At 59.8% G+C, this 24,344-nt stretch carries 10 protein-coding genes; 5 read left to right on the top strand and 5 right to left on the bottom strand.

What is annotated here, in order from left to right:
* Positions 1-69 precede the first annotated feature (69 nt).
* Genes VGL38_11730 through VGL38_11715 form a run of 4 tightly spaced genes read right to left on the bottom strand, consistent with a single transcriptional unit; the run spans position 70 to position 2,930 of the window.
* Entirely contained in the window at positions 70-987 is a 918-nt protein-coding gene (locus VGL38_11730; protein ID HEY3296097.1) for an FAD:protein FMN transferase, read from the bottom strand.
* The gene (locus VGL38_11725) at positions 965-2,230 is read right to left on the bottom strand and encodes a DUF3570 domain-containing protein (protein HEY3296096.1); all 1,266 of its coding nucleotides are present in this window, start codon (positions 2,228-2,230) and stop codon (positions 965-967) included. The genes VGL38_11730 and VGL38_11725 overlap by 23 nt, the downstream gene beginning before the upstream one ends.
* On the bottom strand, positions 2,221-2,451 hold the full coding sequence (locus VGL38_11720) for a DUF4266 domain-containing protein (GenBank protein ID HEY3296095.1): 231 nt from the start codon (positions 2,449-2,451) through the stop codon (positions 2,221-2,223). Before VGL38_11720 ends, VGL38_11725 begins: the two co-directional genes overlap by 10 nt.
* A complete protein-coding gene (locus VGL38_11715; GenBank protein ID HEY3296094.1) occupies positions 2,448-2,930 on the bottom strand; it encodes a TlpA disulfide reductase family protein in 483 nt (160 codons plus the stop codon). The genes VGL38_11720 and VGL38_11715 overlap by 4 nt, the downstream gene beginning before the upstream one ends.
* A 1,118-nt stretch (positions 2,931-4,048) precedes the next feature.
* On the opposite strand from VGL38_11715, the gene VGL38_11710 reads away from it, so the two are divergent.
* The 3 genes from VGL38_11710 (at position 4,049) to VGL38_11700 (ending at position 12,334) form a co-directional block, all read left to right on the top strand.
* Positions 4,049-9,823, top strand: coding sequence for a carboxypeptidase regulatory-like domain-containing protein (locus tag VGL38_11710; GenBank protein ID HEY3296093.1), 5,775 nt, complete (start codon positions 4,049-4,051; stop codon positions 9,821-9,823).
* Positions 9,824-9,992: 169 nt separating this feature from the next.
* Entirely contained in the window at positions 9,993-10,562 is a 570-nt protein-coding gene (locus VGL38_11705; GenBank protein ID HEY3296092.1) for a class I SAM-dependent methyltransferase, read from the top strand.
* On the top strand, positions 10,559-12,334 hold the full coding sequence (locus VGL38_11700; GenBank protein HEY3296091.1) for an ATP-binding protein: 1,776 nt from the start codon (positions 10,559-10,561) through the stop codon (positions 12,332-12,334). Before VGL38_11705 ends, VGL38_11700 begins: the two co-directional genes overlap by 4 nt.
* 83 nt (positions 12,335-12,417) lie before the next feature.
* Here the strand turns inward: VGL38_11700 and VGL38_11695 are convergent, their stop codons facing one another.
* Positions 12,418-16,113, bottom strand: a complete 3,696-nt coding sequence (locus VGL38_11695) for a M6 family metalloprotease domain-containing protein (protein ID HEY3296090.1) — start codon at positions 16,111-16,113, stop codon at positions 12,418-12,420.
* 357 nt (positions 16,114-16,470) lie between these two features.
* Here VGL38_11695 and pepF point away from each other — a divergent pair, with 357 nt between their 5' ends.
* Positions 16,471-18,375, top strand: coding sequence for an oligoendopeptidase F (gene pepF, locus VGL38_11690; protein HEY3296089.1), 1,905 nt, complete (start codon positions 16,471-16,473; stop codon positions 18,373-18,375).
* Between the two features lie 656 nt (positions 18,376-19,031).
* Positions 19,032-24,308 carry a PAS domain S-box protein gene (locus VGL38_11685; protein ID HEY3296088.1) on the top strand — a complete coding sequence of 1,759 codons (5,277 nt, stop codon included), beginning with the start codon at positions 19,032-19,034 and terminating at the stop codon, positions 24,306-24,308.
* The last annotated feature ends 36 nt before the right edge of the window (positions 24,309-24,344 follow it).

Raw genomic sequence — 24,344 nt, 5'->3', positions numbered from 1 at the left:
GAGAAAAGCAAGAGGCTGACCTGTATGGCCAGCCTCCGCTGTTTCTATACCTATAAAACGAGAATTAACTTACCGGTTCGCCCAGAACTTGACCTCCTGCTCGGTCAGGAAGGTCTCGGCGTCGGGGCCTTGGAGCATGGCGAGGGTGGCAAGGATCCCGGCTTCGATGCAGGTGTCGGCGATGACAGTGACACTGTGCGGTGCGGCGGTAACGGGCCAGCCGGTTTTGGGATTCAGAATGTGGCTGTAACGCACGCCATCCTTCAAAAGAAAGCGCCGCGCATCGCCGCTGGTGGCAATGCCGCCGCGCGCAATAGTCAGCGAGCCGACGCTGTGCTCACCTGTGGCCAGCGGGTCATCCACGCCAATCACCCAATCCTTGCCGCTACGGCGCGGACCACTCACATAAAGATCGCCGCCGTAGTTCACCACAAAGCCCGCTGCCGTGCGCGAGCGAAGCAGGGTAGCCGTGGTATCCACCGCATATTCCTTGCCGATGCCGCCGAAGTCGATCTCCATTCCCGCGGGCAGTGTGATCCACGGCCTGTCCCACGTCACCTTGTCCCAGCCGATGAGCGGCAGGAGAGCTTCCACCGCAGCGGACGGCGGCAGACGGTCGGAGCCGTCGAACTTCCAGACCCGCCGCAGTACGCCGCTGGTGACATCGAACAGGCCGTCACTGATGGCGTAGCACTCCGCCGCATAGTCGAGCAGCTTGGCGGTCTCCTCATCGACCTCGACGCGCTGCCCGCGCGCCGTATTGATGAGTTGCACCACACTGTCGGCGCGATAGCGGCTGAACTTGCGCTCGATGCGCGCCGCCTCGGCGGCGGCAATCTCCACCAGCTCCGCCGCGTCGCGGTGCGCAACCTCGTTGAGCAGCACTTCACAGGGACTGGCCATGGCAAAGAAGCGGCCCTTCCAGTGATCGCGCTCGTGGCTCAGAGTGGATGCAAGTTGCGGATCAGAAATCGCGCGAGTAGCCAATTTGCAGAATCAGGATGTTGACCGAAGGGAATAGATCGTAATTCTTCTGCACCCCCACCGCCTGGCTGGGATGCGAGTCGCCGCTCTGGCGCATGTATTCGGCGCGGAAATTAAGTTCGCCGCCGGCCGTGGGCACACCGTACTTCAATCCGATGGTGGTGGTAGCCAAATGGCCGTACCGGTAGTCGGAGGTCGCATAAGCCGGCAGCGGTGCGCCGTCCATCAAACCAAACGTGTGAAAATCCGCCGCCGTCTGAGTGTAGTAGCGAACGTGCGGTTCAAGATACCTGGAGTGCGGAAGTTCAAAACGATACTTGACGTCCGCCGTGTGGGATTTGACGCCCCATGTGTCCCAGTAATAACGGTAGGACGTGCGGAGCACGTCTTCGCCGAATTGATACACCGAGTTCAGATAGGCGTCCTGCCGAGTGCGCAGATCGGGGCGGTTTTCATAGCGATAATCGGTAGTGCTGCCACTGGGCAGAAGGATACTCACCAGCTTGTAGGGCTCGGTAAGATACCCCTTGTCACGGCCATAGCCATAGTTGAACTGCATCAGCCAGCGGCGGGAGAGGATGCGCGTAATACCGGCCATGCCGTCGAGCACCGTCTTGTCCCCATTGCCGTAGCGCGTGGTGACGGCATAAAGGTCATACGGTTTGGGCTTGCCGCCCACGGGTTGCACCAGATCGAAATTGGCCCCGCCCGCCGCGGTGAATGTGGTCAGACGGTCGGGCGTATCCCAACTGAAACTCAGAGTGGTCCCGCGCGAAATGTAATCCCGTTCACCGGAGATATGGGCACCAATATCGGCTTTCAGTGTGCGCAGCAGGGGCCGTTCATATTCGAGATCCAGCGCCACGCGGTGATCCTGAAACGGCAGCAAGGGTGTTGCGCCGGGCGCAACCACGGTGGGTCCGCGGCCCTCCCCTTCGCCATCACCCCGGTTGCGCTGCGATTGCGCCAGGCTGGAGGCGGAGGTAAAGGTCTGCGGGTGATCTGTGGGCATCGCCCCATTGGGGGACGCTCCCGTCATGGCATCAATCACCATTTTGGCGGCCACCCATTGGCCGTTGGGCAAGGTGCGCTTGATGCGCGCCAGCGGCTCAAACACCGAGACGCGTCCGGCTTCGGAATATCCCAGCGCTCCGGCTTCCGCCTGCCACGTTCCTTCGGCGGCGGCAGTCCCGGCCACGGCGAGGAGAGCACAGGTAGCGGTACGCAGGCGGTTCCTTAGTTGCATCCACAGCCTCCACCGCCAGCGCTTGATCCGCCGCTGGATGCTTCCTTGCTGAAACAGATGTGCTCGTCGAACGAATTTTGCGTCGGATCGGGCACCAGTTGCATTTTTTTCTGCGCGAGAATGTCACGCTCCCACGGTTGGACGCGCTGCACGGCGCAGCCCGAGAGCAAGAGCAGGATCGCTGCAAGCAGCAGCAGGCTTTTTACGAGTAGTGTCTTCATTTTTCCAGCGACTCCATCACCTGTTTTTCCAGATCGGCCGTATCTTTTTCCTGAAAACCGATATGCGAAGCGGCGATGGTACCATCCTTGTTGATGATGAATGTGCTGGGCATAGCTTTGACATTATAGAGCGGCGGCACGGTGGCCTTGGAATCGTAAGCGACGGTGAAACTGACCGGATGCGCTGCCAGAAACTTGTCGGCAGCATCGCGCTTGGCGTCGAGATTGATCGCGAGCACAATCAGGCCTTGGTCCGCATACTTCTTCGTAAGCTGATCCATCCACGGAAAGGACTGCCGGCAGGGAGCACACCACGATGCCCAGAAATCCAGATAGACAACATGGCCGCGCAGGGAATCGAGACTGATCTGGCCGTCGGAAAGGGGCAGCGTGAAGGATGGCGCAGGAGTGGCCGCCGCCGCGATGGCGGAGAGACTGAAAAGAATCAGTATGAGAAGAAAGGTGCGACGAGTCGACATAATAGCTTGACTGTCCTTATGGTTATGATCAATGATCCTGTTCTCTAACGTTTGAAAGCCGGAAAGGCTCCGCCGCACGATGCCCCGCGCGACCCGTTAAGATGATATTGAATAAAAGGATACAAAAGTGTCCAAGGTTGCGAACGACCCAAAGAGAGGCGCACAGGCGTCGAACTGAAAATAGATATTCAGGTCAAGAAACGAACGGTTTACGGCCAGACGCGGGTGGTGACGCCGGGCGAAGAGAAGAGGCAGGGCCTCAAAAGGGGGCGGTTTTTTTCGGCGAAGATGGATATTGGCGACGACCCGAAACGGGTGAAGGTTGCGCTGGATGGAAATAGAACACTTCCGGCGTAGAAGACGCGCACTTACGTTCAGAATGAGCGGAAGTTTTAGACAGACGCAAGGTCATTGAACTTCAGACGCATGTAATTGATAGACTTAGTATAGAGAGAAGGCGAGAGTAAGAGACGTACGCTAACGGGATCATGGCATATTATGTTTTATAAAATAGGATCTTAATTCGTAATTTGCAGCGTTAGCCGCTCTGGACAAAATGTGGACATACGACGTATAAGCAGCGAGATAGGATTTGGCAAAGTGAATGGGCAGCGAGATGCTTGGGCAGAGCGGGCAGTTGGTCGCGGAGTTTGTGGGTTTTTGCCGCGGGGAGTCTGGCGGGGTAGTAGAGGGGTGGACAATGTTACGGAAAGTAGCGCGATTCCTTGACTTGTACGGAAAAAGTGCGTTATATTCTGTTCTATGAACGACCGTGCCAAACCGAGTTCATAAGACTATTGTGCGACCAGACGACCTTGCTATGAGTGTGATGACAGCGCGTACCCGTTTTCGCAGCACTTTTGCAGCGATTTGGACCAGAGAGGTTTCGGAAATCGCCGGCCCGTGCGGCCCGCGAAGCATGTCAAACCTTGAATGCAGATAAACCGGGTATCAAGAAAGAGGAGACAGCGATGAGATCACTTGGAAGAATTTGGATCAGTGCTCTCGCCCTAATCGTGCTGGCTGGAGGATTGGTTTCCGCCGGCACCGCAGGGAAAGGGAGTGCGGGCAAAGAGGTCTTGCTTGGCAAAGGAGCGGTTCAAGCGCCGGATATGGCAATGCAGAGAGCGGAGGTCTTAGCCGCCGCCCACGAGAAGAATCTGAACGGGCTATCGCTTTCTAATCAGGAGAAGATGGCCCTTGCGGAGGAAGCGCGCCTATTGCAGCCGCGCGGTCCGGGTCATCCGCTGGATGATCAGGGTGGTCCGGATGCCTTCGGCTACGCCTTTGTAGACAACTTGGGCGGTGACACCGCGACCTATGACTGGATTGAACTTCGCGGGGATGCTGATGCGACGTGGATCACGGGTTGGCAGAGCTATGATGACGGCTGCGCCAGTGCCGCGGCTCCGATCGGATTCGACTTCCCATTCTATGGCGCGAGCTACCAGAATTTTACGCCCACCAGCAATGGTATGATCGAGTTCGGCACGTGCAGCGCCAGCAGTTACTATAGCTGCATTCCGCAGACGATTTGGGGCGCGGCGGTTATGCCGTGCGCCTATGACATGCATTTGCAGCGCGGCGGCGACGCCACGGGCAATGACGTGGTCGCGTACAAGAACTTCGGCACGTATACCGTTATTGAGTATGATTCTATTGGCTTCTTTAACTCGACCTACACTGGCTCGAGCATGAAGTTCGAAGTGATCCTGTTCAATAGTGGCCGGATCAAAATTCAGTACAATACGGTCACCCTTGCGGGTGGTGCGATTATGGGCACGGTCGGTATTCAGAATGCGGCGACGACCACCAATCTTCCGTACCGCTGCTATACCGATGGCAATACGGTTCGCCCGCTGGAAGCGGAACGCGCCATCTGGTTTGCTTTGCCGGATGGACTTCCGAACCCGGTGACGAATCTGCAGGGTTCAGTGAATGGCGCCAACGTCACACTGACTTGGGTTGATCCGAACCATGACACAAATGGCAACCCCCTCACTCCAGACAGCATTCTGATTTATCGCGGCAACAGCCAGCCCGGTTCGCAAATCGGGCACGTGGCGGCCGGGGCGCAGACATTCAGTGTTACCGAGTCGCAGGGCAATATTACGTATTACGTCCGGGCCAAAGCGGGCACCTGGCTAAGCGGTCCTGTCAGCCGGACAGTGGTCGTCGGCACTCCGGGATATGCGAACGATTTTGACGTGGACAACGGCGGCTGGACCTCCGATGGCGGATGGAGTTGGGGCGCGCCGACAAATGCTACCGCTCCCCAGCCGCACAGCGGCTCCAATATGTGGGGCACGGGCATGGACGCCAACTATACGGGTAATCAATGCAATCATCTGGATCTGGATCCCGGTCTGGCAGTAACCAGCAACAACGCCACGGTCGAGTTCTGGGCATGGTGGAGCATGTATCCGTGGGGACCCTACGACGGCGTCAATTTCAAGGTCAGCGTCGATGGCGGCGTCACGTGGGAAAATGTGCAGCCCTCGCCCAGCTATTTCACTCAGCCTATTTACACCTTCAATACCTGTACCGGTGTGAGTGGTGACTCGGCCTGGACTGAAGCGGGTGCCAATTGGCAGTATGTCGTCATACCCATCGGGCAGTATCTGGGCCAGACGCCGATGTTCCGCTTCACGTTTGGATCCTATCTCAGCGGCTATCCCGGCTTCTTCTTCGATGACATGACCATCTGGGGCATCGCCACGCCGCCCGACGGCATCCCGCGCTCCGTCACCAACTTCCAGGGGACGTCGAACCGGAATACGGTGACGCTCACGTGGACGGATCCGGATCATGACACGAATAACAACCCGTTCACGCCGGACAGCGTGGTGATTTTCCGCGGCAACCTCCAGCCGGGTTCGCAGATCGGCCACGTGGCCCCGGGCGCTCAGACGATTTCTCTGCCCAGCCAGCCGGTAGGTCCCAACACCTACTATGCGCGCGCCAAGGCGGGAACGTATCTCAGCAGCGCGGCCAGCACCTCGTTCTGGGTGGGTGACTCGCTGTGGCGGGAAGCGGATTACGATTGGGTGGACATTACCACAGACGGCACGGTCGCGGCGCAGGGGGACGACTTCAACGACGGTCCCTTTGACCTTGGCTTCACCTTTACCTACTTTGGAAATCCCTATACGCAGGTGCGGATCTGCTCCAACGGCTTCATCACCTTCGGCGACCAGAACAACACGCTGGGCGCGCCTTGCCCGCTAAATACCGCTGCGCCGAACAACGTGGTCTACGTCTTCAATACGGACCTGTATCCGACAGCAGGCCAGTGCAAGTATTACGCAGATGCCGCTAACGGACGTTTCATCGTGAGTTGGGACAACTGCCCGCATTTCAGCCAGGGCGGTCCCTACAACTTCCAGGTGATCCTCGAGCCGAGCGGCAGCATCAAAATGCAGTACGGCGAGATGGCCGATGTCAATGCCGTGCTTGGTGTGGAAAATGCGACGGGAACCGCTGGTACCAACCTGTGGTGCCATACCGCGGGCTCCTTCACCCCCGGCGGCGGTAATGCCGTCGAATTCTGGGGCGGCGATCTGATTTACGGACCGGTGAGCGGACATGTGACCCTCAGCGGCGGACATGGCAGCGTGGCGGCGGTGACCGTGACGGCCAACGGCCAGTTCAGCCCCAACACCCATCCGAATGCCGGCGGCGATTACACAATAAGCCTGGTGCAGATCGGCAACCGCCGGATCACCGGAACCCTCGCCGGTTACGATCCGACGCCGATCACCATCGTGATTCCCGATTCGACGGGTTACACGGGCGCGAACATCACCATGCGCCGTTCGGCTCCGCCGGCTCCGGCAAGCCTGACAGGCACCGTGATTACGGCCCGGAACGTCGACAGCCTGCATTGGGCAATGTCTCCGGACACGATGGTGGACGGATATAAGCTGTACCGCAAGCTGACCACGGACGGTGCTTTCACCTTCCGCTACAACATCTGGGGCCGTACGACGCAGTATGTGCTCGACACCTTGACGGTGGCAGGCGTGTACAATTATGTGATCACGGCGGTAGATACCAACATGCTGGCTCCGCCCTGGTGCGAGTCGATGCTGTCCGACACCGTAACCAATCCTTATGGTCACCTTGCGCCGATCAACCTCACGGCGGACGGCGCCTTCGACAGCCACATTCATCTGGCGTGGAACTCGCCCACGGATGTTCTGGCATCCAACCTGATGTATGACAATGGCGTGAATGAAGTGGAAGGCATCGGCTGGTGGGGCGCGACGCCGCCCTACGGCTGGATGGTTGCCCGCTATCCGGGAACGGCCCCGCAGACCGTGACGGCCATCCGGGCGTATCTGACTCGCCTGGCGACTCCGGGTACGCCATTTGAACTGGGTGTATTTGCCGATGACGGCACCGGACACCCGAGCTTCACGCCGCTGGCGACGATTCATGCCACGGTGGAAGAGCCGTTGAACGCAATGCATGAGTACACGCTGGACGCGCCGGTCACCGTGGACAAGGGCACGTTCTATGTCGGCATCCGGCAGACGACGGGTCACTCCGTGTGTCTCGGCGGCGAAATGCAGACTCCGTTCATCACCAACACGTTCTTCTACAGCTACGATGGCCAGTCGTGGAATGCGTGGGAACCGGAACTGCTTTCTGTCCCCATGCTCTCGGCACATGTTACCGCCGCCGTGGAAAGCGGCATCACGGTTCGCAGCGACGTCGCCGTGAGCCGGGCTCCGATGGCGGCGCGCAAAACCGAGACGGTGAAGGGTTTCTTAGCCAAGACGCCGGCTTCGGTGAGGGCATTGACCGCACCCGCCGCCGCCAAGGTTGCGGCTCCGGGTCTCGCCCTTGGCGTCAGCGCAACCACGGACAAGAAGGACCAGTACTCGCATACTCCCGATGAGACGCGGGCGCCGTTTTCCCATCCGGCGTGGCAAGTTGCCCAGCGGATGAATTCGGCGGTTGGTCCGCACGCTCCCATCGCACGCGCGGCGGAATCATCCTCGCGCGGCCGCGGTGGACGCATGCTCGATGAAATTACCCGCTACCTGGTCTTCCGTGACAATGAGCCTGATGCGATCGACTCGACGCTGCCCGGCGTTCTGACCTATGACAACACCGGCGTGGCCGAGAATCAGAATCACACCTACATGATTAAGGCGCGGTATGATGACAACCTGTTGTCGCCGCCTTCGAACAGCGTCACCATGATGTGCAATATGGCTCCGGACGCTCCGACCAATGTGTTGGTTGAGGCTTCCGGGACGACCGGCATGCACATCACGTGGGCCGATCCGGCAGTCAACGTTGATGGATCGCCCTGCACGGACCTTGCCGGCATTCGCATCTATCGCGACGGCACATTGATTACCCCGACGCCGGTTGCCCCGGGAGTGCATTCCTATATTGATACCCCGCCCGATCCGATGACGATCTACACCTGGACGGTAAAGGGGATTGACGAAGTGCCCAATGAAGGTCCGGGCGCGGATGGCTCCGGTTCGGTGGTCAGCCCGTGGCATTCGGTGGAACTGCAGTGGGTAGACATCACCACGAACGGCACCGTGGCCGCGCAGGGTGACGACATCATGAGCGGCCCCTACGATCTGGGCTTCGCCTTCCCCTACTACGGCCAGACGTACAATCAGGTCAATGTCTGCTCGAATGGTTTCATCACCTTCGGCGACCAGAGCGTGACCCTTTATCCGCCTTGTATCCCGAGCACGTTTACGCCGAACGGCGTGGTGTTCGCCTTCGCGACGGACCTGTTTCCGACCTCGGGGCAGTGCAAGTACTACGCGGATGCGGCCAATCAGCGGTTCATCGTCAGTTGGGACAATTGCCCCCACTATGGCGGTAGCCCGAACTTCAACTTCCAGATCATCCTCGATGCGAACGGCGGCGTAACGCTCAATTACGGTACGATGGGCAACACCAACGCGGTCATCGGCGTGGAAAATGCCGATGGATCCGACGGTGTCAGCCTGCGGTGCACGGACACCGGACCGTTCACGCCGGGCGACAATGCGGTTCAATTCTGGGGCGGCCCGCGCCAGGCGATCAACGGCACGCTGCGTCATCTCGGTGGCAGCAATCCCGCGTTGATTGGTGCGCAGGTGTGGGCGACCGGCGGTGTAGACACTGTTCTGACCGATGCCAACGGCGCGTACCAGTTGCCGGTGGATCCGGGCACGTACACGGTGCATTACCGTCACGCCACGCATTGCGATTCGGTGCGCACTGGCGTCGTGGTGGAAGCGAATGTCAATACGACGATTGATCTGTCGTTGCGTTCGCCCAATGCCACGCTCTCGGTCAGTTCGCTGACGTTTGTGGTGCGCCGCTTCCAGACGCAGCCGCAGACCTTCTCGATCACGAATGCCGGAGGCAACTGCCCGCTGAGCTTCCAGGTGCTGGACAGCGTGAACTGGCTCAGCAGCGATCCGGCCAGCGGTACGGTAGATCCGAACCAGAGTGCGACGATCACCGTAACGGCATCGCCCGGTACGATGCAGCCCAACGAGTACCACACCACCATGCGGGTGCTGTGCAATGCGCCGGGCAGTCCGTTCCTGGTGCAGGTGGATATGAACGTGCTGTCGGTGGACCAACTCCCCGGCCTGCTGCCGACGGAGTTTGCCCTGCACGCCAACTATCCGAACCCCTTCAACCCGACGACGTTGCTGCCCTTCGACGTGCCGCAGAACAGTCAGGTGAACATCATCGTCTACAATGTGATGGGCCAGGAAGTGGCGACGCTGGTCAACGGCAAGTATGCGGCGGGCCGGTATCAGGTCAGCTTCGACGCCGGAAATCTTCCTTCGGGTCTTTACCTTGTGAAGATGACGGCGGGCAACTACACGGCCATGAACAAGATGATGCTCTTGAAGTAAGGATGAAGGATGAAGGCGGAAGGATGAGGGATAAACCGAGTCCGGAGGCCTGATCCTCGAAATCTTGGTGAACAAACGCAGGGGCGGCCAGGCTGGCCGCCCCTGCGTATAAGGAGTTTGGAGCAGGCGTGAACGACTTCTATTTGGCTTGGCCTAAAGGGAGAGGACTATGCCCGAACATATGATTTGCCCGTGGTGGCTTGGATATGCTCTGATCTCGCCATTGCGCCGCCTTTGGCAGGAGCCACGTCGGCTGCTTGCGCCGCATGTCAAAGATGGCATGACCGTGCTGGAGCCGGGGCCGGGAATGGGTTACTTTACGCTGGAACTGGCGCGGCTTGCCGGCCCCTCAGGACGGGTGATTGCGGTGGACGTGCAGCCGAAGATGCTGCGCGCACTGGAGCGCCGGGCTCGCAAGGCAGGACTTTCTGAACGCATCATGCCGCGGGTGGCGCACGGCGCTCGCTTGGGAATTGACGACGTTGCCGGACAGGTGGACATTGTGCTCGCCTTTGCCGTGGTGCACGAGTTGCCGGATATGGAGAGCTTCTTTCGCGAAGCGTTTGCGGTTCTCAAAACGGGAGGACGGATGCTGCTGGCCGAACCGTCGGGGCATGTAAATGCAGCGGCGTGGAGCCGGACACTGCAGGTTGCGCGGCAGGCCGGATTGCGTGAAGAACAGACATTAAAGATTTCGAAGAGTCATGCGGCGCTACTAGTGAAGGAATCGGCGGCATGAGCAGGAAGCGGCTTCTCTGGAAGGTGGCACCACCCTATCTGGCGATCACCCTGCTGGCGGTTCTTGCCACGGGATGGTTTGCCACGCACAGTCTGCGGGAGTTTTTCTTGCAGCATACGCGCGGGGATCTGGAACTGCGCGCGCGGCTGGTGATGCGCGATTTGCCGCCGACCTTTCCGGCCACCGAAGCAGACAGTCTGCAGCGGTTGTGTCTGACGCTGCGGGACATTTCCGGATCGCGCATTACGATGATCGGCCCGGACGGTCGCGTGCTGGGCGATTCGGACGCGGATCCGCGTCTGATGGAGAATCACGCGTCACATCCGGAGGTGCACACGGCGCTGCGCGGCGAGCCGGAGTTCGACGTGCGCTTCAGCGCCACGATGCGGCAGAACATGATGTACTTTGCGCTGCCGGTGCGGCGAGGCACGGAAATCGTCGGCGTGGTGCGCGCGGCGCTGCCGCTGACCTCGTTTGACGAGGCGCTAAGCGACATGATCGAGCGAATCATTCTCGGCGTAATCGGTGTTGCGGTCATGGCGGCGCTGATCACCTATTTGCTGTCCCGCCGGATCAGCCGGCCCATCGTCGCTCTGGTGGACGGTGCGCGGCGCTATGCGACCGGAGATTTTTCCCACACGCTGGATCTGCCGGACAGCGCGGAGCTGGCTTCGCTGGCCGAGACGCTCAACCACATGGCAAGAGAGCTGGACGCGAAGATCCGCGAACTGACCACGCAGCGCAACGAACAGGACGCTGTGCTGGCCAGCATGGGAGAGGGCGTGATTGCCGTCGGCAGGGACGAGCACATTCTGTTTATGAATCCGGCGGCGGAGGAATTGCTGGGCGCGGATCGCGAGAGAGCCAAGGGACGGCTGTTGCAGGAGTACGTGCGGAGCAGCGAATTGCAGCAGTTCATCCGCCGCACGCTGACTGAAGAGGAGATGCCCGCGCCGCGGGAAATCAGTCTGCCGTCGCGCGCGAATCATGTGCTGCAGGTCAGCGGGAGTCTGCTGCGCGGTCCCGACGGAACGCAGCCGGGCGTGCTGGTGGTGCTGAATGACATCACGCGCCTGCGGCAACTCGAAGGATTGCGGCGCGAATTCGTGGCCAATGTCTCCCATGAATTGAAAACGCCTATCACCACCATCAAAGGCTTTGTGGAGACGCTGCGGGAAGGCGCGCTGGAAGACAAGGATTATGCGCGAACCTTTCTGGAACGCATCAGCCGCAACGTGGACCGCCTGAATGCCATCATCGACGATCTGCTCAATCTCTCGCGTATCGAACGGGATACCGGGCAATCGGATGTGAAGACCACGCCGGGAAGCGTGGCCGACGTGGTGCGCTCGGCGGTGACCGCCTGCTTTCCCCTCGCCGAAGAGCGGCGGATTGCGCTGCGCATGGGCCGTTGCGAGGAACTGACCGCGCCGATCAACGCGACGCTGCTCGAACAGGCGGTCGTCAATCTGCTGGACAACGCCATCAAGTACAGCGAGGAGCATCAGGAGGTTGAGGTGGACCTGTACCGCGCCGGGAACAGCGCGCGAATTGTGGTGCGCGATCACGGTGTGGGCATCAGTGCGGAACATTTGCCGCGGCTGTTCGAGCGGTTCTACCGCGTGGACAAAGCGCGGAGCCGCAAATTGGGCGGCACGGGGCTGGGACTGGCCATTGTCAAACACATTGCGCAGGCGCACAAAGGCCATGTGGAGGTCGAGAGCACTCCCGGCGCGGGAAGCATGTTTACGATTACGCTGCCTATGGAGTAACGGCGGTGAGATCGTACATACCATGAACGCAAAGGCCGGCGCACATGCACCGGCCTTTGGCGTCATAAGGGAGTAGCGGTCTCCTACTTAAGCAGTATCATCTTTTTGGTGACCACATAGTCTCCGGCGCGCATGCGGTAGAGATACGTTCCCGTGGCGGCGAGGGCGCCGCGGGCCGTCAAACCGTCCCACATCACGCGGAACCGTCCCGCAGGCTGCATCTGATCGGTCAGGGTGGTGACTTCATGCCCGAGCATGTCGAAGACTTTCAGTTCGACGCGGCATGTCACAGGCAAATCAAAGGTAATCTCCGTGGTTGCGTTAAAGGGATTGGGATAGTTCTGAGCCAGGCCGAACTCCGTGGGCACTTGGGAACCGTCGGTCACATCGAGGAAGCGGGGAGGCGCGCCCACGATGCGGATGATGAAATTGACATTCGACGTATCGCCGATGCCGGTGCGCGCGGTTGCGCTGACCCGCATCCGTGCCGTGGTGGATGCGGCGCCGCCGGCGGTCCAACGGTAGAGGCCGTTGTTGGGAACGCGCGCGGCAATGGTCTCCCACGCACCGGATGGATAGGCGCGGTTCAGTTCGATCTTGACGCTGTCGGTCATATAGGTCGACGTCCAGGTGATCGAATAGAGCGTGCCGGTGCTCCATGTCACCGCCGTGTTGGGCGCGGTCACGGTAAGACGCCGCGTGCCGATGGTGAAGTTTGCCGCCGAGAATTTAGACGTGTTGGTGTGCACCGCGCCGCTGATGCGAATCCGCGCGGTGGTGGTCGTCGGCCCGGTGACTACCCAGCGATACGATCCATTGTTGGGGACGCGTGTCGCCAGCGCCACCCACGATCCACTGGAATAGGCGCGATTGATTTCGATCCTCACGCTGTCATCCGGCAGATTGGTGCAACTCCACTGAATCGTCGCCGTGTCACCCGTCAGCCACGTAACTGCGGTATTGGGCGAGATCAGGGTAATCGAACGCGCGGCGATGGCAAAGGCATTGGATGTGTCCTTGACGAATGTGTGCGCCACGGCGCTGATCCGCATTCGGGCGGCAGCCGCGTCGCCGGTGGTAACCACCCAGCGGTACCAGCCGGTGTTCGCCACGCTGCTGGCCAGTGTGGTCCACGCGCCCGCCGGATAGGTACGGTTGATTTCGAGCTTTACATTTTCCGTTAGATTCTGCGAGATCCAGCGAATGGTATCGGCATCGCCGACGTACCACGTCTCTCCACCGGCAGGCGACGTCAACGCAAGGGACGGAACGGCGAGTGCGATGTCCGCATCGGAGGTGTCACCGATGGCAGGATGCGCCGCCGCCAGAATTCGCACCCGCATGTTGGGCGTAACCGGCCCGCTCACCAGCCACGGGTACCGGCCTGTGTTGGCGGCGTTGGCGTTCAGCACGTTCCACGGGCCGTTGGGGTAGTCGTAGTTGAACTGAATCGCCACGGGCTCATTGGTCATGCAGGTCGTGGTCCACTTGACCGTGTCCACACCGCCGATCAGACAGGTGCCGGCGGTGTTCGGCAGAGTCACGTGAATGCTGCGCTGGCCCAGGATGAAATTCACGTTGGATGTATCGCCCACGCTGGGGTGAGTGACCCCCGTGATGCGCAGCCGCGCCGTGGTGGACAAGGTTCCCGTCGGCACCACAATGCACTGACCGCTATTGGGCACCGATGCGGCCAGAGTTTCCCACACGCCCGTGGGATACATCCGCTTCAGTTCGATCTTCACGTTTTCGGACATGTTCGCCGATGTCCAGCGGACATAGGTGCTGTCACCCATGACCCACGTGAGCGCCGTATTCGGACTGGTGACCGTGATACTGCGCACGCCGATGGAGAAGGCGCTGGACGTGTCGCAGGATGCCGGGTGCGTGACACCCCGAATGCGCAGCCGCGATGACGCTCCCGCCGGTCCGGTAACCGTCCAGACATAGGCGCCGCCATTGGGCACGCTGGCGGCGACGGTCGTCCAACTTCCTGTCGGGTACGCGCGGTTCACTTCGATGCGGAGGTTTTCGCTGAAGTTGGCGGAAGTCCACGTGATGGTGTCCACATCGCCCGTCAGCCACACGGCATTGGTGGCGGGATTGGAAATCCAGACGCTGCGCTGGTCGGTCGCAAAGTTGGCAGCGCTGGTATCACCCACCAGCGAGTAGCTGACACTGGTGACGCGGATGCGGGCATTGGCGCTGATTCCGGGACCGACCACCCAGCGATACCAGCCGACGTTGGGCGTGCCGCTGGTGATGACGTTCCATGCGTAGCTGGGATAGGCGTAGTTGACTTCGATCTTGATGTTGCCGGTCAGATTGCCCGCGGTCCAGCGAATGGTGTCGGCATCGCCGCTGTACCATGTCTCGCCGCCATTGGGCGTGGTAAGCGTTATGGTACGCGCCGGAACAGGATACAGGTCGGCGGTCATCACCGCGCCGGAATTACTGATGTTGCGCACGGAGAATCCCGTGGACGTGCCGGCGTAGTCCCGGGAGTTCGGCGTGCTGGCGTCGTCAAAGGTCCTCTTGTTGGTCGAACCGGGGAAGGGGTCGCCGGAGTTTCCCCGGTTGATGTTGTGCTCCAGTTCCCAGAGGCCGTCGGCCTGCTCCACCGCCACACGATAGTGGCCGCTGGTGGTGTGGCCCGGATACCACTGGGCGTTGTTGTTCCCTGCGGCGTCGTCAACGTGATAGATAATCAGTCCGCTTCCGGGCAGCGACGCATCATAGCCCGCAGGCTGGCGGTTCTCCACCAGCATATACTGCTGGGCGGAAATGTTCATGCGATAAACCGTTGGATCGTTCTCGACCGCGGGAATCGACGCGCCAATCATCGTGCTGCTTACCGGAGTCGGGGTGACCACACCGATCCTCAGTTTGCTCCAGGCATCGAAGTGTGCCGGAGAATTGCCCAGGTTGCCGTTCCACGATCCGGACGCCATCAGGCTCCAGCGGCCAATGCCCTGCGAATCGTTCCCCGTGTCATAGAGATCGGGCAGACCGAAAGCGGCATGGCCCATCTCATGGGCATAAACGCCGCAGGTCATGTCGCCGTTGGCCTGCCAGTACTCCGGCTCGGAGGAATAGCCCCACACCTGCACGCCGTCCACGGTCTGCGGTGTGCTGACGCTCCAGGCATGTGACCAGACGTCGTTGCTGCTGCCTGTGAACTCCGCGCCGGGTCCGGAGTGAATGACAAACAGCGCATCGACGTAGCCGTCGCCGTCATTGTCGTAGGGAGAAAAATCCACAAACGGATCGGCCAGGGCCACGGCGTCTTCCACCATCCTCTGCGCGTTGTGGGGATAGGCTCCGAAGCCATTCTGACCGTTCACGTAATAGGCGTAGGTTTGAGGAGCGCGCAGCCAACCGACGGCACTGGGCATGTTGAGCGTCACGATGGTTACGTTGCCATAGGTGGTCTCGGACATGAAATTGTTCAGCGAACCGGTCTGGCCGCCGAACAACAGGTTGTCGAAGGCGCTGGGAGCCGCCTGATGCCCTTTGGTGCTGAAATCAAGCAACAGGACCAGAATATTCAAATTCTCGTCGAGGGGATGACGGCCCGTCCGGTTCAGGAACGCTGCCGCCGTACGGGGAGCGTCCACGCCGGCAGCCCGCAACGCCGTTTCATTCTGCAAGTAGTAGGGTGTGGGAATGGCGCCGCTTTCGATCCGTTTCATCAGATCCGGATGGGGCGGCATGGCAAGGACGGACAAGATCCCGCAAAAAAGTAGCGCGAGGATGGTGGCGGTATAGAGGCATTTCATCGGGATCGTCACCCTCAAATAAGTTGCGGGGAGTGCACAAGCTGGCCGTGAGCGGTATCCTCCTCAAGGCAACTCCGGTGCCCGGATGTAGGATGCTGTCTTTACTGAACTTTAGATTCAAAGACCCGGAGGTCAAAGAAACCAGATGGGGGATTTGCCCCAAGCTCCACCGTGTGTTTTCCACCCAAAAAGAGCGTATCTTAGGCATCATTCCGGCGAAACAAATCGCTTGCCCCGCCGTCTGAAAGCATAGATCCCCTGCGTCAGGAAAAGCCCCGCAACCCCGTTTGCCTGCACGCCTTCTTCACCCGCTTCTTCCTTCCATATTTCCCCTATTTGCCACTCCGGAGAGTGAACATGAGACAATTTCAACACCCTAAAGCACCGCATCTGTTGTTTGGCTTCGTTTTGAGCGCACTTCTTGTCGTGATGCTGTCCCTGCCGGTCACGGGACAGGAACTCAAGGAGCGGTCGGAAGTCGCGGACAAGTACAAGTGGGATCTGTCCGCGCTGTACAAGTCGGACGCCGACTGGGACAAGGATCTGAAGACGGTCGAGGCTATGGTCCCGACCCTCAAGGGTTTCGAAGGCAAAGTCAGCAAGTCGCCGGACGATCTGCTGGGCTTTTACAAGGCCGCCGAAGCTGCCGGCAAACTGATCGACAACCTGCAGGTCTATTCCGGTCTGGCTTATGATCAGGATACCCGCGTGCAGAAGTACACCGGCATGAAGGACCGTCTGGGCAGTGTCCAGTCCAAGATCGGCGAGGCCATGTCCTGGTTCACACCGGAACTGGTATCCATTCCTACGGCCACGCTGGAGAGCTGGTACAAGAGCAAGCCGGATCTGGCGCTCTACCGCCACAAGGTCGACGACGCTTTTCGCACCCGCGCCCACACGCTGAGCCCCGTCGAAGAGCGCCTGCTGGCGCTGTCCGGCGAGACCGCCGGCGGCTATGTCAACGCCAACACCTCGTTACGTGTGACGGATATCAAGTTTCCCACGATGAAGGATGAGCAGGGCAACGACGTGCAGCTTTCCGAAGGCCGCATGGGCATGCTGCTGCGTTCCTCCGACGCCCGCGTGCGCCGCGACTGCGCCATCGGAATGCTGAACACCTACAAGCAGTATGAGAACACCGAAGCCGCGCTGATGACCGGCAACATTGCCGGCGATCTGTTCTATGCCCGCGCGCGCCACTATAATTCCTGCGTGCAGGCCGCGCTGGATAATGACAACATCGACACCACCGTGTACCTGAATCTGATCGAGACGGTGAAGAAGAACACGGCGACCATTCAGCGCTATGCCGATCTGCGCCGCCGCGCCCTCAAGCTGGATTCGATTCACTTCTACGATATGTTTGCGCCGCTGATCCCCGAGACCAAGCAGCACGTTGAGTATGACGACGCCGTGAAGACCATCGAACTGGCTATGGCTCCGCTGGGCAAGGATTATGTCGAGCCGATGAAGGTCGGCTTCAACAGCCGCTGGATCGACGTCTATGAAACCAAGGCCAAGCGCGACGGCGCGTACAGTTGGGGCAGCTACATGGCGCACCCGTACATGCTGCTGAACTACAATAACCAGCTCGACGACATGTTCACCACGGCGCACGAGATGGGCCACAGCATGCACACGTGGCACAGCAACAAGTACCAGCCCTACGCTTACAGCCAGTACACGCTGTTCAACGCCGAAGTGGCGTCGACCTTCAATGAAGCGCTGCTGATGGATTATCTGCTGAAGAAGGAGAAGGATCCCGCCAAGCGCCTGTACCTGATCAACCAGTACATCGACAACATTCGCGGAACGGTCATCACGCAGGTGATGTTCGCCGACTTCGAACTGAAGATGCACCGCGCCGCCGAAGCGGGCGAACCGTTGACCGCCGAGAGCCTGTCGCAGATGTACATTGAAACGCTGAAGTCCTACTACGGCAACAGCGTGGTGCTCGATCCGGAATACGGTTACACGTGGGCGCGCATTCCGCACTTCTACCGTAATTTCTACGTCTACAAGTATGCCACGAGCTACTGTGCCTCGCAGGCGCTCTCGCAGAAGGTGCTGAAGGGCGAGAAGGGCGCGCGGGAAGCCTACATCGGCTACCTGTCCGGCGGCAGCTCAAAGTACCCGCTGGACCTGCTGAAGGACGCCGGCGTCGACATGAGCACCTCTGCTCCGGTGGATGCCACCATGAAGAAGCTGTCCGAACTGGTGGACGAGATGGAACGGCTGCTGAAGCAGACCAAGCGAATCTGACGCTTTTTTGCAGCGAGATTGTGAAGACCGGCCCAAAGAGGGCCGGTCTTTCTTTTTTCAACGAAGGCCCCGTCTACTCCGAACAGATTAGGATCAACTGTGATCCTCCAGCAGAAGCAAAGTGGAGCATCGGCAAGAAGGATCTTCTTTTCGATAGCCATACAGGTAGATGAGGTTAGATAAACTAAGTCACCTCTTAAGATGCCTAAGGCTCCGTTCGGCTCGGCAACTTGATCGCAGAGGCACACGTTCAAATATCAAGGGCTCGCATCTTCCGGAATATGCCGACAATGCGGCGGTTTGACTTGGCGAGAGACGCACCCTTAGAAATTGAATTTTTCCAAATAAATTTCCTGCTCCCGCTGAGATGGAAAATTAATTCGGAAGCAACTTGCTTTTCCTACGCGCGTGTCCTAAATTAATGTGGTTGCATACTATGAATTGCTCCGGAACGTGCGCAGAAGTCATTTTGCGTGACGTGACCCAGCAATCATCCAGCACCTTGATCTCACTTACGCATCCGTGCGCGAGTATCCGCCGCATCCGCACCATCTGGGCTGAATCCGAATACTTGCAGTAGAGCCGGGGGCGGTGGCGCAGCTGATGTAGCGTTAGCCGCCTTTTTCTCTGTCATACCCTATCTAAAAAATCGCCTTATGTCACGAAAGTCACACACGAAAGACGCTCCCGCAGAACCCTTCACCGCGCTGGCAGTCGCCGAACAAGATTCGGGAATCCGCGGTTTGCAGACGGCGCTGCGGGAAGCGGGAGCACCTCAAGCTAAGTTGACCACGATGCGTCCCCGCGAGGCGCAAGGTCTTCTCAGCAGCGGAACGTCGTATAATCTGGTCGTGATTCGTGATTCTTCCGATTGCGATGCGCTCGAACTGCTGAATTCGGCGGCCAGGACCGGCAAGGTGGTCGTGCTGGCCGCCCACGATGACTGCGCGCGCACGATAGAACTGTTCGAAGCGGGAGCCTTCGACGTGGTCTCGCGCCAGCAGGCGGCCTGCGGCCTGCTGTCCTACGCGCTGCGGCGCGCGGTGGGCAAGCATCCCCGCCTCGAAGAAATCATAGAAACCCCGCCGCCCCCGCCGGCAGAGGCCCCGGCCTTCGACGCGGAGACGCTGCGGCTGGCGCTGCAAAATTCTCCGGTCACCGTCTGGCGGCAGGACGAAGATCTGCGCTACGTGTCGGTGTTCAATCCGGTGTCGCCGATCTCGGATGCCCAGCAGATTATCGGCAAAACCGATGAGGAGCTGTTTGGGGCGAACGGCGGAAAAGAGCTGATAGACCTGAAGTCGCAGGTGATTCGAACCGGCGAGCGGGTGCACGATGAGATCAAGCTGATCTTCAACAAGCGGATCACATACCATAATGTGATCATCGAGCCGCAGAAAGATTCCAAAGGGAACGTGACGGGCCTGTTGACGGCGTCGGTGAATATCACCGCCGCGCACCGCACGGAAGAAGAATTGCGCGATGCGCACGACGATCTGGTGTCCGCCAACGAGCGGCTGCGCCGCGAGATGCGCCGGCGGCGGGAAGTGACCGACATGCTGCGCGATCAGGCCGAACTGCTGGACCTGGCCGAAGACGCGATTCTGGTCTGCGATGACAAGGACCGGATTCTCTACTGGAACCAGGGCGCGGAGCACACGTACGGGTTCACCGCCGGCGAAGCGGTGGGCCAGATTGCGTATGAACTGCTCCACACGAAGTTTCCGGAGTCCTTTGGCGATCTGGAAGCCGAACTATTGCGTGCCGGATCTTATAGCTGCGAACTGGAACAATATACCAAGGATGGGCGCGGTATTACTACGGCCAGCCGCTGGACCTTGCGTCGCAACGATGAGCAGGAAGTTTCCTTTCTGCAAATCAACCGCGACATAACCGCGCGAAAGCAGATGGAGCAGTCGCTGCGGCATCAAGCGGATCTGTTCGATCTCGAAGACGACGCGATTATCGTAAGGGATCTGGAAGACCGCTGCATCTATTGGAATCGCGGCGCCGAGCGGCTCTACGGCTGGACGCGCGAGGAAGCGCTCGGACAGGTGGTGCACGAACTGTTGATGGCGCAGACCACTGTTCCTTATGACGAGATCAAAGAACGGGTCCTGCGCGAGGGGAGTTACGAAGTCGAAATTACGGACATCACGCGGGACGTCCGCAAGCTGGTGGTTACCAGCCGCTGGGCAGTGCAGCGCGACCACAACGGGGCTCCTATCGCCTTTATGCAGGTGAACCGTGAAATCACCCAGCGCAAAGAAATGGAAGAGGCTCTGCGGTGGGCGGTGCAGAGTGCCGTCCGCGAGCAGGCGCAGCTTGAGGCGGTGTTCGAGTCGGTGGATGACGGCATCGTGGTCACGGACATGCAGGGCCATTTCCGGCTGGTGAACAAGGCCGAAGCCAAAATGTGCGGGTACAACAGTCCCGATGAGATGAAAAAGAATCTGGATTACTTTGCTTCGGTGTTCCAGATCATGAGTCTGGACGGCACGCCGCTGCCGCTGGAAGACTGGCCGGTTTCCCATGTGCTGCGCGGGAGAACCGTGAGTGAACGGGAGTTGCGCGCGCGACGTACCGACACCGGGCAGGAGTGGTATTTCAGCTTCAGCGGCCAGCCTGTGTTCGAAGAAGACGGCACGCAGATCCTCGCCGTGATCGTAACCCGGGACATTACCCAGCGCAAGCAGGCCGAAGAGGAGTTGGCCGACCGCGCGGAACGTCTCCGTCAGCTCAACAACGATCTGGAAGAATTGAACGCGCAGCTTGAAGAGGAAATTTATGATCGGCGGCGGACCGATGAGGCGCTGCGGCGCAGCGAAGCCCAACTGCGCACCGTGATCGACACGCTTGCCGAAGGTGTGATTGTCTCGGATCTTGAGGGCAACCTCATCGAGTGGAACCGTGCCGCGCTGGATATGCATGGCTATGAGACTCTCGAGGAAGCGCGGCGCAGATTGCCGGAGTTCACCCGCGTATTCGAACTGCGGGAGATGGATGGCACGCCGGTGTTCTTCGAGGATTGGCCCCTGTCCCGCATCTTGCGCGGAGAGCCGTTGCGGGACTGGGACCTGCGGATTTCGCGGGTCGGCAGCGACTGGCAGCGGGTCTTCAGCTACGCCGGCACCCTTGTGCGGGATGACCAAGGCAAGCTGCTGCTGGCGGTGCTGACGGTCAGCGACATTACCGACCGCCATAAGGCTGAAGAAGATCGCGTCCACCAGGCCTTTGTACTGGACCGTGTACGCGACGCCATCGTGGCGGTGGATCCGGTCTTCCATATTACAACATGGAACCGCGCCGCCGAAGACCTCTTCAGCATAAAAGCCGGCCAGGCGATAGGCAAGTACGCCTTTGATGTGATTCCGTCTTCTCACACGGCGGAAGAACGCGAGGCTATCGCCGATGATCTGGCGGCGGGACGGACCGTGGAGTTCGAATCCGGATTCCGGCATCCGGACGGCACGGCGTTTACCGCACATGTTCAATCTGCGGCGCTGCGGGCGGCGGACGGGAGAATTGCGGGGTATGTGTCCGCGTACCGCGATATCACCGAACGCAAACGCGCGGAAGAGGACCTGCGCAAGGCCAAGGAAGATTATCAGTTCCTCGTGGAGAACCAGACGGACATGGTGGCGCGGATGAGCCGTGATGGCCGTCGGCTGTATGTCAATTCCAATTACCTGAAATTGGTAGGTAAGACCGAAGAAGAGGTTCTCGATACAAGGTACGTGCCGGAAATCCACCCCGACGATCAGACGCGTGTGGACGAAGCGTGGCAGAAGACCTTTGAGCCGCCGGCGTTCCGCAGCGAGATCGAAGCCCGCACCATGACCACCGACGGCTGGCGTTGGCTCTCCTGGCGCAACACCGCCGTGGCCGATGAGCATGGGAAGCGGAACACGGCCATCTGCGTGGGACGCGACGTCACCGATCTGAAGGAAGCCGAGGAAGCCCTGACGGCCTCGCGGGAACGGCTGAATACCGCCCTTGAAGCCAACCGCATCGGCTTCTGGGAATGGAAGCCGCCCAATGAAATCTACTACTCACCGCAGTGGTACACCATGCTGGGTTACACCCCCTACGAACTCTCCATGACTTTCGATTCGTGGCAGAAGCTGGTGCATCCGGATGACATGCCGGGCACACTCAAGGACATGGTGCACGCTTTAAATCCCGGTTCGAAGGGCTTTGAATTGGAACACCGCATGCGCTGCAAGTCGGGTGAGTACCGCTGGGTACTGATGCGCGCCAAGGTGGTGAAATGGGACCGGCTGGGACGCCCCAAGCGGATTCTGGGCACGGAAACGGACATTACCGAACGCAAGCAAATGGAAGAGGCGCTGCGGGTCAGCGAGGCGCGTCTTATGGCCGGCCTCGAAGCCACTCGGATCGGCATGTGGGACTGGGATCCGCAGAACGATCGCGCCTTTTACAGCCCCACGTGGTATACGATGCTCGGCTACGAGCCCTACGAACTGCCGCAGAACCGGCACACACTCGAAGAACTGATTCATCCGGACGACCGCGCCGCGGCCCTCGCGGCGACGGAGAATCTCTCCCGCAGCACCAAGGCTCTGGTGGAAGCCGAGTTCCGCATGAAGCACAAAGACGGACAGTACCGCTGGATTCTGGACCGCGGTAAAGTTGTGGCCTGGGACGGCAACGGGCGGCCGCTGCGCGTCGTAGGCACCCACACGGACATCACCGAACGCAAACAGTCTGAAGAAGCCCTGCAGCGCAGTGAAGCGATTCTGGCGCAGGCCGGGCAGATGACGCACCTCGGCGCGTGGGAATTCGAATTCGCGAACACTTCGGATGCGACGGCAGAAAATCCGCTGCATTGGTCCGATGAGGTCTTTCGCATCTTCGGCTATGAACCCGGCGGCGTCAACGTGACCAACAGTCTGTTCTTCGAACACGTTCACCCCGACGACCGCGATCTGGTGCGGGAAGCGGTAGACCGCGCCATTGCCCTGCATGAGCCCTACACCGTGGAGCACCGCATCCTCCGGCCCGACGGGGATATGCGCATTGTTGTGGAGCACGCGGTGATCGTGTTCGACGACCATCATCGTCTGCAGAGGATGATCGGCGCGGTGCAGGATATTACCGACCGCAAGAAGACGGAAGAGCAGATCCGGCGGCACTCGGAAGAACTCGAACGGATTATCGAGGAGCGTACGGCGCAGATCCGCAAGCTTGAGCGGCAGCGGCTGGAAAGCGAGAAGCAGGTGTCGGTGGGCCGCATGGCCGCGCGCATCGCCCACGAGATCAACAACCCCCTGGCCGGAGTGAAGAACTCCTTCCTGCTGGTCAAGAAGGCCATTCCGGAAGACTACAAGCACTTCGAGTTCGTCAACCGCATCGAGCGAGAATTGGACCGCATCGCCCGCATCGTGCGCCAGATGTTCGAACTTTACCGTCCGGAGCGCCGAGAACCGGAAGTGATCCGGCCGGCGGATGCCATTCAAGACGTGGTAATCCTGCTGCAAGGGAACATCCGCTCGCAAGGCATTAAAGTCGAGCAGGAGACGGCGCGGGCCGGAAAGCCGGTCCGGATTCACAGCGACTCGCTCAAGCAGGTGCTGTTTAACGTGTTGCAGAACGCCATCGAAGCCTCGCCGCAGGGCGCGACCGTGCGCGTGGAGTGCATTCTCCGCGGCAGCGTTCTGGCCCTCGATATTGCGGATCAAGGCGGCGGCATTCCCGAAGAGGTGCAGTCGAGAATCTTCGAGCCGTTCTTCACCACCAAGGAGGGTGAGACCACCGGCGGCCTCGGATTAGGGCTCTCGGTAACCCGCAGCTTGGTGGAGAGCATGGGAGGCTTGATCTCCTTCGAGACCATCGAGAACCGCGGCACTACCTTTCACATTACCTTACCCGTTCAGGTCGAAGATGAAGTGCCGCGAACGGCTTCATCGTAGGGTGTGACACAGACGATCCCTTGCCGGCGGGCGCGG

This window comes from bacterium (assembly GCA_036504735.1).
Taxonomy (GTDB): domain Bacteria; phylum Electryoneota; class RPQS01; order RPQS01; family RPQS01; genus DASXUQ01.
This window is presented reverse-complemented; position numbering and strand designations above follow the sequence as displayed.